Consider the following 12,037-nt stretch of genomic DNA (forward strand, 5'->3'; position numbering starts at 1 on the left):
TGCGGCGGCCATCGACAGCCACAAGACCACGAGCAAGCAAACCCGCAGGCGCTGCGCGACGCACAGGCGAAAAAAATCCCCGCCTCAGCGGGGATTTCTTCAAGCATCAGCGAACTGATTACTTCTTGGCGCGGGTACCGACCACTTCGATTTCCACGCGACGATTCTTGGCGCGACCCTCGGTGGTCTTGTTGTCAGCCACAGGCTGCTTCTCGCCCTTGCCTTCGGTGTAGACGCGGTTCTTCTCGATGCCCTTGGACACCAGATAAGCCTTCACAGCTTCAGCGCGACGCACCGACAGCTTCTGGTTGTATTCGTCAGAGCCAACACTGTCGGTATGACCGACGGCAACGATCACTTCCAGGTTGATGCCGGAGGTCTTGGAGACCAGGTCATCCAGCTTGGCCTTGCCTTCGGGCTTCAGCACAGCCTTGTCAAAATCGAAGAAGGCATCGGCGGCGAAGGTGACCTTCTCGCTCTGCACCACAGGCGGCGTCACCGGCGGCTTGACCTCAGCCTTGGGCTCCACCTTGGGCGTATCAGCAACCTTCGGCGGCTCAACCTTCTTGACTTCCGGCTTCAGGGCGCCGTCGCAATCCTTGGCGGCGGTCGCAGGCGTCCAGAAGTTGTTGCGCCAGCAGTATTCGTTGCTGCCGTTCTTCCACACGGTGCCGTCGGTCGAGCGCCAGTTGTCAACGTTCTGGGCGAAAGCGCCAGACGACAGGACAGCAGCCACTGCGAAGAGCGACGCCACACGGTTCAATTTCTTCATGTTTATCCTCTCAAGGAAAGACGCAGTTGCCCTGCGAAATGTCCGGATCTTTGAAATGCCAAGCAGATTCCCCATGGCAAAGCCCAAGGGTTTCCACTAGGGACTCAGCAATTGTGCCATAGCGCCCAGGGCGTTCAGCATTCTGCTGCCTACCTGCCGAAAGCCATGGATCCATGTTGTGCGAGAGCGACATGCCGGCCAGCATAGAATCAACCCTTCCCGTCCGTACCAGATTCGGCGCCGGTTCACACTAGGCGCCGCAACGCGCATGACTCAGTTCGCCAAGGAAACCCTGCCCATCAGCCTCGAAGAGGAAATGCGGCGCTCCTACCTCGACTACGCGATGAGCGTGATCGTAGGTCGAGCCCTCCCCGATGCCCGGGACGGCTTGAAGCCCGTGCATCGCCGGGTGCTGTATGCCATGAACGAGATGGGCAACACCTACAACGCCAAGTACCGCAAGAGTGCTCAGGCGGTGGGTGAGACCATGGGTAAATACCACCCGCACGGCGACTCCGCGATTTACGACACCATCGTGCGCATGGCCCAGCCCTTCAGCCTGCGGCACATGCTGATTGATGGCCAGGGCAATTTCGGCTCCATCGACGGCGACAACGCCGCGGCCATGCGGTACACCGAAATCCGCCTGGACAAAATCGCCCACGAAATGTTGGCGGATATCGACAAGGAAACCGTCGATTTCGGCCCCAACTACGACGGCAGCCATAAAGAGCCCCTGGTCCTGCCCACCCGTTTGCCCAATCTCCTGGTGAATGGATCCGCAGGTATTGCCGTGGGCATGGCGACGAATATCCCGCCGCACAACCTGAACGAAGTCGTCGACGCCTGCCTGCATGCACTGAAGAATCCAGACTGCTCAATCGACGAGCTGATGGAGATCATCCCGGCACCCGATTTCCCGACTGCCGGCATCATCTACGGCCTGGCGGGCGTTCGCGATGGATACCGCACCGGCCGCGGTCGCGTGGTGATGCGGGCCAAGGTGCATTTCGAGGACATCGACAAGGGCAATCGCCAGGCGATCATCGTTGACGAGATCCCCTACCAGGTCAACAAGAAGACGCTGCTGGAGCGCATTGCTGAACTGGTCCACGAAAAGAAGATCGAGGGCATCAGCCACATCCAGGACGAGTCGGACAAGTCCGGCATGCGCGTGGTGATCGAGCTCAAGCGCGGTGAAGTGCCCGAGGTCGTGCTGAACAACCTGTACAAGCAGACGCAACTGCAGGACACCTTCGGCATCAACATGGTGGCCCTGATCGACGGCCAGCCGAAGCTGTGCAACCTGAAGGACCTGGTGACAGTGTTCTTGGAGCACCGCCGCGAGGTGGTGACTCGCCGCACCGTGTTCGAGCTGCGCAAGGCCCGCGAGCGCGGCCACGTGCTGGAAGGCCTGGCCGTCGCGCTGGCCAACATCGACGAGTTCATCGAGACCATCAAGACCTCGCCAACCCCGCCTGTCGCCAAGGCCGCGCTGATGGCCAAGAGCTGGGACTCCTCGCTGGTACGCGAGATGCTGGCCCGCGCTGAAAACGAGACCACCGGCGGCCGCAATGCCTACCGCCCGGAAGGGCTGCCCGCCCAGTACGGCATGCAGCAGGATGGTCTCTACCGCCTCTCTGACGACCAGGCCAGTGAAATCCTGCAGATGCGCCTGCAGCGCCTGACCGGACTGGAGCAGGACAAGATCGTCGGCGAGTACAAGGACGTGATGGCCCAGATCGCCGATCTGCTGCACATCCTGGCCACGCCCTCGCGCGTGACCACCATCATCAGCGAAGAACTGGTGCAACTGCGCCAGGAGTTCGGCCAGACCAAGCTGGGCGCTCGCCGCAGCGTGATCGAGCGCAATGCCCAGGAGCTGGGGACTGAAGACCTGATCACCCCGACCGACATGGTCGTGACGCTCTCGCACACCGGCTACATCAAGAGCCAGGCCCTCAGCGAGTACCGCGCCCAGCGCCGGGGAGGCCGCGGCAAGCAGGCTGCAGCGACCAAGGACGACGACTGGATCGATCAGCTCTTCATCGCCAACACCCACGACTGGATCCTGTGCTTCTCCAACCGCGGCCGCGTCTACTGGCTCAAGGTCTGGGAAGTGCCGCAGGGCTCGCGCAACTCGCGCGGCAAGCCCATCGTGAACATGTTCCCGCTGCAGCAGGACGAAAAGATCACCGTGGTGCTGCCGCTGACCGGCGAGTTCCGCAGCTTCCCTGAAGATCACTTCATCTTCATGGCTACCGCCCTGGGCACCGTCAAGAAGACCTCGCTGAAGGATTTCAGCAACCCGCGCAAGGCCGGCATCATCGCTGTGGACCTGGACGAAGGGGACTTCCTCATCGGCGCAGCCCTCACCGACGGCAAGCACGACGTCATGCTGTTCAGCGATGGCGGCAAGGCGGTGCGTTTCGACGAAGACGACGTCCGCCCCATGGGCCGGCAAGCGCGTGGCGTGCGCGGGATGATGCTGGAGCCCGAACAGCGCCTGATCGCAATGCTGGTGGCTGAGGACGAAAGCCAGAGCGTGCTGACCGCCACCGAGAACGGCTACGGCAAGCGCACTTCCATCATTGAGTACACCCGCCATGGCCGCGGCACCAAGGGCATGATCGCCATCCAGCAGAGCGAGCGCAATGGCCGAGTGGTGGCTGCCACGCTGGTGCGCCCGGAGGACGAGATCATGCTGATCACCGACAAGGGCGTGCTGGTACGCACCCGCGTCGCCGAGATCCGCGAGCTGGGCCGCGCCACGCAGGGCGTCACCCTCATCGCTCTGGACGATGGCGCCAAGCTGTCGGGCCTGCAACGCATCGTCGAGAACGATGCCAACGAAGCCAGCATCGATATGGGCGATGAGGCCGGCAATGACGTCAGCGCCAACCCGGCCGACGACCAAGACTCCAACAAGGAATGAACGTGAAGGCACCTCGCATGAATGCATTGAAGCTGCTCGTGGCCGCAAGCACCCTGGCCTGCGCCAGCGTTGCGATGGCACAGGGCCCCGCCGCCCCCGCCAGCTCGGCAGCCAAGAAGGAACTGGTCGCCAAGGTCCTGCAGCATCAGCAGCAGGGCGTGGAAATCATGGCCCGCAACATGCTGCAGGCCCCCGTGGCCCAGCTGATGCAGGGCGCCGGCGGCATGCTGCAGCAGATGCCCGCCGACAAGCGCGAGGCCGCAGCCAAGGCCATCGAGGCGGACGTGAAGAAGTTCGTCGAGGAGAACAGTCCCTTCCTGCGCGACAAGGCGCAGAAGCTGGCACCCAGCACCGTAGGCGCCATCCTGGAAGAGAAGTTCACCGAGGACGAGCTGAAGCAGATCCTGGCCTGGCTGGATTCGCCAGTGAGCAAGAAATTCGGCCAGCTGGGCGGCGAGATGCAAAAGGCCCTGGGCGACAAACTGCTGGCTGAGAACGGCGCCGTCCTGGATGCGCGCTTCAAGACGCTGCAGCAGAACGTGGCCAAGCACCTGGGCGTGCCCATGCCCGGCGCAGCGAGCAGTCCTGCCGCCAACAAGAACTCACCCAAGAAGTAAGCCGGCCCCATCACCATTCGCCCAGCCCATCACGCCATGAACCGACGCCCGTTCAATTTCTCCGCCGGACCCGCCGCCCTGCCTGAAGAGGTGCTGCAGCAAGTCGCCCAGGAGATGCTGGACTGGCACGGTTCGGGCATGAGCGTGATGGAGATGAGCCACCGCGGCAAGGAGTTCGTCTCCATCTGTGAACGAGCCGAGGCCGACCTGCGCGAGCTGCTGGCTGTGCCCAGCCAGTTCCGCATCCTCTTCATGCAGGGCGGCGGCTTGGCCGAGAACGCCATCGTGCCGCTGAACCTGTCGAGAGGCGGCAATGTGGATGTGGTGGTGAGCGGATCCTGGTCCCGCAAGAGCGCCCAGGAGGCACGCCGTTATGCAGACGTCCACATTGCCGCAGATGCCAAGGCCCATGGCCAGCGCGCCATCCCGGCGCCGGGCGAGTGGCAGCTGCGACGTGACACCGCCTATGTGCACCTGTGCAGCAACGAGACCATCGACGGCCTTGAGTTCCACGACCTGCCGGACCTGAAGTCCCTGGGCTGCGACGCCCCCCTGGTCATCGACTTTTCCTCCCATGTGCTGTCGCGCCCGGTGGACTGGTCCCGCGTGGGCCTTGCCTTTGGTGGCGCGCAGAAGAACATCGGCCCTGCTGGCCTGACCCTGGTCGTCATCCGGGAAGACCTGCTAGGCCATGCCCTGCCCATTTGCCCCTCGGCCTTTGACTACAAGACCGTGGCCGAAGCGCAGTCCATGTACAACACGCCGCCCACGTTCTCCATCTACGTGGCCAGCCTGGTGTTCCAGTGGCTCAAGCGCTTCGAGTACGGCGGCAAGACCGGGCTGGCCGCCATCGAGCAGCGCAATATCGACAAGGCTGCACTGCTCTACCAGGCCCTGGACCACAGCGTCCTGTTCGAGAACCGCATTGCACCCCAATGCCGTTCCCGCATGAACGTGCCCTTCTATCTGCGCGGGGCCCACGACACCCCCGAACTCAACCAAGCCTTCCTGGACGAAGCCCGGGAAAGGCAACTGCTGCAACTCAAAGGCCACAAGTCGGTGGGCGGCATGCGTGCTTCCATCTACAACGCGATGAGCCTCGAAGGCGTGCATGCCCTCGTGGACTTCCTGAAGGACTTTGAGACCCGTCATGGCTGAGGACAAGCCCCCCGCCCCCATTGCGAACCCCGCCCTGCTGGCCCTGCGCGACCAGATCGACGCCCTGGATGGACAACTGCTGCGCCTGCTCAACGAACGCGCCCATGTGGCCGAGCAGGTGGGTGAACTCAAGCGGCGAGACGGCACGCCCTTCTTCCGCCCCGACCGCGTCGCCCAGGTCATCCACAAGATCCAGGCGGCCAATGCCGGTCCGCTGAAGAACGAGCACGTGGCGGCCATCTGGCGCGAGATCATGTCGGCCTGCCTGGCACTGGAATCCCCGCAGCGAGTGGCGGTGCTGGGCCCCATGGGCACCTTTTGCGAGCAGGCTGCCATCGAGTACTTCGGCGGTGCTGCGGACCTGATCTACTGCAGCAGCTTCGACGAGGTCTTCCACGCCACCGCCAGCGGCAGCGCCCAGTATGGCGTGGTGGGCGTGGAGAACATGACCGAGGGGGTGGTCACCCGCTCTCTGGACCTCTTCCTGCACACCCCCACGCATGTGGTGGGCGAGGTCAGCCTGCTGATCCGCCACAACCTGCTGCGCAAGGACAACAGCCTCAACGGTGTCAAGGCCGTTCTTGCCCACCCGCAGGCCCTGGCCCAGTGCCAGAACTGGCTCAGCAAGCACCTGCCGGACGCCGAGCGCCGCGCCGTGTCCAGCAATGCCGAGGGCGCCCGCCTGGCTGCCGAGAACCCCGATTTCTGCGCCATTGCCAGCGAGCGCGCGGCCACCCTCTTCGGCCTGCACATCGTGGCCCACGCCATCCAGGACGAGGCCTACAACCGCACGCGCTTCGCCGTGATCACGCTGCCGCAGACCATGGCAACGCCGCCGGCCACCGGCCGCGACTGCACGAGTCTCGTGGTCTCCGTGCCCAACAAGCCCGGCGCCATGCACGACATGCTGGTGCCGCTGAAGAAGCATGGCGTGTCCATGACCCGTCTGGAGTCCCGCCCGGCTCGCACCGGTCAGTGGGAGTACTACTTCTACATCGACCTCGACGGCCACCCCAGCGAACCGAACGTCGCCGCCGCCCTGGACGAGTTGCGCGCCCTGTGCGCGTTCTACAAGGTCATCGGCGCCTATCCCCGCAAGGGCTGAGTCAAGCAAAGGACACAATGTTCAATCAACTGGGTGTGATCGGCTGTGGATTGATGGGCGGCTCCTTCGCGCTGGCCCTGAAGAAGGCTGGCCTGGTCAAGCGGGTCGTCGGCTACAGCAAGTCCCCATCCACCACCGAGACCGCCAAGCGCCTGGGGGTGATCGACATCGCGGCCGAGTCCGCCTTGCTGGCAGTGGCCAGTTCAGACATCGTGCTGCTGGCCGTGCCCGTAGCCGCCACCGAAGCCACCTTCCGTGCCGTCAAGCACCTGGTCGACCCCAAGGTCTTGATGATGGACGTCGGCTCGACCAAGTGCGATGTGGTGGATGCCGCGCAGCGTGTGCTGGGCAAGCAGATCGGCTCCTTCGTGCCCTGTCATCCCATTGCGGGCAAGGAGCAGTCGGGCGTGCAGGCCGCCGATGCCGCGCTCTACCAGGGCCGCCAGGTCATCCTCACGCCCCTGCCCCAGACCGACGCCACGCTGATCCAGAAGGCGACCGATGTCTGGTCCGCCCTGGGCTGCCAGGTCCTGAAGATGACGCCTCAGAATCATGACGCGGCCTTTGCCGCCGTCAGCCACCTGCCGCATCTGCTGGCCTATGCCTACTTCAGCACCATTGCCAATCAGGCCGCCGGGCGTGACTACCTCAGCCTGGCGGGACCGGGGTTCCGCGATTTCACCCGCATCGCGGCCAGCGACCCGGCCATCTGGCGCGACATTCTCCTCGCCAACAAGCAGGAGGTGCTTGCCCAGTCCCAGCGCTTCCGCGACATGCTCGCGCGCTTCGAGCTGCTCCTCCAGCAGGACAACGCCCAGGCCCTCGAGGCGCTTCTTCAGCAAGCCTCGGACGGACGCTCGCAATGGCAGATGGGCCAGATGCCCGGCAGCCGTCCCCGCTGAGATGTCGCGCCGCATGCGCTGAGTCCGACCTCCGTCTTTCCGGTCCTCCCATGTACAAGATCCCCTTCCTCGACCTGCCTCCGCTGCAGGCCGCAGCCGGCAGCGTGCGTCTGCCAGGCTCCAAAAGCATCTCCAATCGCGTCCTGCTGCTGGCCGGCCTGGCCGAGGGCGAGACACTGATCCACGACCTGCTGGCCTCCGACGACACCGCCGTGATGCTGGAGGCACTGCGCCAGCTCGGTTGCACCATCACCCAGGACGGCCCGCTGCTGCGCGTGCGCGGCATTGGCGGCCAGCTGTCGGCACCGGTGCGCGAAGCCGGACTCAAGCTCTTCCTGGGCAACGCCGGCACGGCCATGCGCCCCTTGGCCGCGGCCCTGGCCCTGCTGGCGTCCACACAGGGCGGGCAGTTCGAGCTCAGCGGCGTGCCGCGCATGCACGAGCGTCCCATCGGCGATCTGGTGGACGCCCTGCGCGATCTGGGCTGCGACATCGCCTGCCTGGGCCATGAGGGATACCCCCCGCTGCGCCTGAGCGGCCCGACACCCTTGCGCCTCGCTGAGCCGGTTCGTGTGCGCGGCGACGTCTCCAGTCAGTTTCTCACCGCCCTGCTCCTGGCGCTGCCGTTGGTAGCCAGGCAGGACGTGGTCATCGAAGTGGTGGGCGAGCTCATCTCCAAGCCCTACATCCACATCACGCTGGCGCTGCTACAGCGTTTCGGCATCGAGGTGCGCCGCGAGGGCTGGGAGCGCTTCACCATTCCTGCGGGCAGCCGCTACCGCTCGCCGGGCGAAGTGCATGTGGAGGGCGACGCCTCGTCCGCCTCCTATTTCGTCGCACTAGGCGCGCTGGCCGGCATCGAGGCCCCAGTGCGCATCGAGGGCGTGGGATCGGCTTCCCTGCAGGGCGACGTGCGCTTTGTCGAGGCCGCCGCGCTGATGGGCGCCCGCATCGAGCAGGGAGCGAACTGGGTTGAGGTCCGCCGCGGCGCATGGCCGCTCAAAGCCCTGGATCTGGATTGCAACCACATCCCGGACGCCGCCATGACCCTGGCCGTGATGGCGCTCTACGCCGACGGCCCGAGCACCCTGCGCAACATCGCCAGTTGGCGGGTCAAGGAGACCGACCGCATCGCCGCCATGGCCACCGAGCTGAAGAAGCTGGGCGCTCAGGTCGACGAAGGCCCGGACTGGCTGCGCATCCACCCGCTGCGCGACTGGCGCGCCGCCAGCATCCACACCTATGACGACCACCGCGTGGCCATGTGCTTCTCGCTGGCCGCGCTGAACCCACTCATCACCGGACGGCCGGTGCCCGTGCGCATCCAGGATCCCGCCTGCGTTGCCAAGACCTTCCCGGACTACTTCGAGACCCTCTTCGAGGTGGTGCAGGCCCGCCGCGCCGACATCCCCGTGATCACCATCGATGGCCCCACGGCCTCGGGCAAGGGCACGCTGGCCGACGAGGTGGCGCACCAACTGGGCTACATCGTGCTGGACTCCGGCGCCCTGTACCGCACGGCAGGGCTGGCAGCCTTCCGCGCCGGCATCACCCTGGATGACGGTCCTGCCGTGGCTCGCATCGCCGCCGGCCTGGACCTCCATTTCCGCAAGGGCCGGGCCATCCTTCAGGGCGAGGACATCAGCGATCTGCTGCGCGAGGAAGCCACCGGCCTGATGGCCTCCCAGGTAGCCGCACACCCCGAAGTCCGTCAGGCATTGCACCAGCTCCAGCTGGATTTCCGCCGCCTGCCCGGTCTGGTGGCCGACGGGCGCGACATGGGCACCGCCGTATTTCCCGATGCCGGCCTCAAGGTCTTCCTCACGGCCAGCGCCCAGACACGCGCCGAACGCCGCTATAAGCAATTGATTGGCAAGGGAATTTCCGCTAATATGGAGAGCTTGCGTGCGGATTTGGAAGCGCGCGATGCGCGCGACAAGGGTCGCGCCGCCTCGCCACTGAAGCCCGCGCAGGATGCGCAGCTGCTGGACAACTCCGGCCAGACCATCGAGGAATCGAAGGATCTGGTGCTGGGATGGTGGCAGGAGCGCCAGCCCTTCTGAGGCAGGACCGGGGGACGAACCCGGACCCACTCCAGCAGGGCCGGGACGGATCCCCCGGCGATGACAGTTCGCAAAAGGATCCCCGGGATGAGGCTCGCAAGGCCGTCATTCCCCAAAGCGGGCGCACCTGCCCTTCGGACGACAGTCCACCGGGTGCGCTTTGTCTGCAACCTAACCCGCAAGGCAACTTGCACTCACCGTCGGCGCTTTCCAGAGTTTCTTCCTACGCTGTGCGCGCCGATTCAGGAATCAACATGTCCCAAACCCAAACCGCCACCGGCGGCGAATCCTTCGCCGCTCTCTTCGAAGAATCGCTGCAACGCGCTGACATGCGCTCCGGCGAGGTCATCTCGGCCGAAGTCGTCCGTGTTGACTACAACTTCGTGGTGGTGAACGCCGGCCTCAAGTCCGAAGCCTACGTGCCCATCGAAGAGTTCAAGAACGATCAGGGCGAACTCGAAGTCAACGTCGGTGACTTCGTCTCGGTGGCCATCGACGCCATCGAAAACGGCTACGGCGACACCATCCTGTCGCGCGACAAGGCCAAGCGTCTGGCTTCCTGGCTGAGCCTGGAAACCGCTCTGGAGTCCGGCGACTTCGTGACCGGCACCGTCTCCGGCAAGGTCAAGGGCGGCCTGACCGTCCTGGTCAACGGCATCCGCGCCTTCCTGCCCGGTTCGCTGCTGGACACCCGCCCGGTGAAGGACATGAGCCCGTTCGAGGGCAAGACCATGGAATTCAAGGTCATCAAGCTGGACCGCAAGCGCAACAACGTTGTGCTGTCGCGTCGCGCTGTGGTGGAAGCCTCCATGGGCGAAGAACGCGCCAAGCTGCTGGAAACGCTGTCGGAAGGCGCGATCGTCCAGGGCGTGGTCAAGAACATCACCGAGTACGGTGCCTTCGTGGACCTGGGCGGCATCGACGGCCTGCTGCACATCACCGACATGGCATGGCGCCGTGTCCGTCACCCGAGCGAAGTCGTTCAGGTCGGCCAGGAACTGACCGCCAAGGTCCTGAAGTTCGACGCCGAGAAGAACCGCGTCTCGCTGGGCCTGAAGCAGCTGGGCGACGACCCCTGGTTCGGTGTGTCGCGCCGCTACCCGGCCAACACCCGCCTGTTCGGCAAGGTCACCAACATCGCTGACTACGGCGCTTTCGTCGAGATCGAGCCGGGCATCGAAGGCCTGGTGCACGTCTCCGAAATGGACTGGACCAACAAGAACGTGGCACCTTCCAAGATCGTCTCCCTGGGCGACGAAGTGGAAGTCATGGTCCTGGAAATCGACGAAGACAAGCGTCGCATCTCCCTGGGCATGAAGCAGTGCAAGGCCAATCCCTGGGAAGAGTTCGCCGAGAACGTCAAGCGCGGCGACAAGGTCAAGGGCCCCGTCAAGAGCATCACCGACTTCGGCGTGTTCGTGGGCCTGGCACAAGGCATCGATGGCCTGGTGCACCTGTCCGACCTGTCGTGGAACGAGCCGGGCGAAACCGCCGTTCGCAACTACAAGAAGGGCCAGGAAGTCGAAGCCGTGGTCCTGGCCGTGGACGTCGAGCGCGAGCGCATCTCCCTGGGCATCAAGCAACTGGACGCTGACCCGTTCACCAGCTACACCTCGATCAACGATCGCGGCATGACCGTGACCGGCAAGGTGAAGACCGTCGACGCCCGTGGCGCCGAGATCGAGCTGGCTGAGGACGTGCTGGGCTACCTGCGCGCTTCGGAAATCTCCCGCGACCGCGTGGAAGACGCCCGCAACGTGCTGAAGGAAGGCGACGAAGTGACGACCCTGATCGTCAACATCGACCGCAAGACCCGCAACATCCAGCTGTCCATCAAGGCCAAGGACAGCGCTGACCAGCAAGAAGCCATGCAGCGTCTGTCGGCAACGTCCGAGCGTGAGAACGCCGGCACGACCAGCCTGGGCGCCCTGCTGCGTGCCAAGCTGGACAACCAGAACAGCTAATCCCTGTTCCGCAAAGGCCCGGGCTCTGCTAGCCTGGGCCCCAGCCGCCAAGACGCAGGCTCGCTTCTCTCAACGGGGGCGAGCCTGTTTTTCTCCCCAGCCTGGAATTCCATCGTCATGACTCGTTCCGATCTCGTCGCGCACCTGGCAGACCGCTTTGGCCAGCTCACGCAGCGCGACACCGAATTCGCCGTCAAGACGATCCTGGACGCCATGTCCGACGCCCTGGCTCGCGGCCATCGCATCGAGATCCGTGGTTTCGGCAGCTTCTCCATCAACCGTCGCCCGCCCCGCATGGGCCGCAATCCCCGCAGCGGCGAGCAGGTCCTGATTCCGGAAAAGCTGGTTCCGCACTTCAAGCCGGGCAAGGCCCTGCGTGAAGCCGTCGATGCCCAGTTGCCCGTCGAAGAGCCCATGGCCTGAGGGCCGGCTGCGCCTCGAGCGCCCGTACCCCAAATCCCCACATCCCCAGGCCTCCTCGCCCTGGCGTCCCCACACTTTGTGAGCACCCGCTGCGGCCA

9 protein-coding genes are annotated in these 12,037 nt (G+C 64.7%); 8 read left to right on the forward strand and 1 reads right to left on the reverse strand.

Annotated features, from left to right (window positions below; all coding sequences use genetic code 11):
- Positions 1 to 118 precede the first annotated feature (118 nt).
- On the reverse strand, positions 119 to 772 hold the full coding sequence (gene ompA, locus ACS5PK_RS15560) for an outer membrane protein OmpA (RefSeq protein WP_439441170.1): 654 nt from the start codon (positions 770 to 772) through the stop codon (positions 119 to 121).
- Positions 773 to 1,040: 268 nt separating this feature from the next.
- Here ompA and gyrA point away from each other — a divergent pair, with 268 nt between their 5' ends.
- The 8 genes from gyrA to ACS5PK_RS15600 all read left to right on the forward strand — a co-directional run bounded on the left by gyrA (position 1,041) and on the right by ACS5PK_RS15600 (position 11,939).
- Positions 1,041 to 3,707: a DNA gyrase subunit A gene (gene gyrA, locus ACS5PK_RS15565; RefSeq protein WP_439441171.1), complete on the forward strand. Its 2,667-nt coding sequence runs from the start codon at positions 1,041 to 1,043 to the stop codon at positions 3,705 to 3,707.
- A 17-nt stretch (positions 3,708 to 3,724) separates the two neighbouring features.
- Positions 3,725 to 4,324 (forward strand): DUF2059 domain-containing protein, encoded by a 600-nt coding sequence (locus tag ACS5PK_RS15570; RefSeq protein ID WP_439441172.1) that lies wholly within the window; start codon positions 3,725 to 3,727, stop codon positions 4,322 to 4,324.
- A 36-nt stretch (positions 4,325 to 4,360) separates the two neighbouring features.
- The gene (serC, locus tag ACS5PK_RS15575; RefSeq protein ID WP_439441173.1) at positions 4,361 to 5,482 is read left to right on the forward strand and encodes a 3-phosphoserine/phosphohydroxythreonine transaminase; all 1,122 of its coding nucleotides are present in this window, start codon (positions 4,361 to 4,363) and stop codon (positions 5,480 to 5,482) included.
- Positions 5,475 to 6,587: a prephenate dehydratase gene (gene pheA / locus ACS5PK_RS15580; RefSeq protein ID WP_439441174.1), complete on the forward strand. Its 1,113-nt coding sequence runs from the start codon at positions 5,475 to 5,477 to the stop codon at positions 6,585 to 6,587. The genes serC and pheA overlap by 8 nt, the downstream gene beginning before the upstream one ends.
- A gap of 17 nt (positions 6,588 to 6,604) precedes the next feature.
- On the forward strand, positions 6,605 to 7,489 hold the full coding sequence (locus ACS5PK_RS15585; RefSeq protein ID WP_439441175.1) for a prephenate dehydrogenase: 885 nt from the start codon (positions 6,605 to 6,607) through the stop codon (positions 7,487 to 7,489).
- A 50-nt stretch (positions 7,490 to 7,539) separates the two neighbouring features.
- On the forward strand, positions 7,540 to 9,552 hold the full coding sequence (locus ACS5PK_RS15590) for a bifunctional 3-phosphoshikimate 1-carboxyvinyltransferase/cytidylate kinase (RefSeq protein ID WP_439441176.1): 2,013 nt from the start codon (positions 7,540 to 7,542) through the stop codon (positions 9,550 to 9,552).
- A 254-nt stretch (positions 9,553 to 9,806) separates the two neighbouring features.
- On the forward strand, positions 9,807 to 11,516 hold the full coding sequence (rpsA, locus tag ACS5PK_RS15595; RefSeq protein ID WP_183104340.1) for a 30S ribosomal protein S1: 1,710 nt from the start codon (positions 9,807 to 9,809) through the stop codon (positions 11,514 to 11,516).
- Between the two features lie 117 nt (positions 11,517 to 11,633).
- Complete coding sequence (locus ACS5PK_RS15600) at positions 11,634 to 11,939, forward strand: integration host factor subunit beta (RefSeq protein WP_439441177.1); 306 nt, start codon at positions 11,634 to 11,636, stop codon at positions 11,937 to 11,939.
- Positions 11,940 to 12,037 lie beyond the last annotated feature (98 nt).

The sequence above is a fragment of the Roseateles sp. DB2 genome, assembly GCF_051857535.1.
Taxonomy (GTDB): Bacteria; Pseudomonadota; Gammaproteobacteria; order Burkholderiales; family Burkholderiaceae_C; genus Roseateles_B.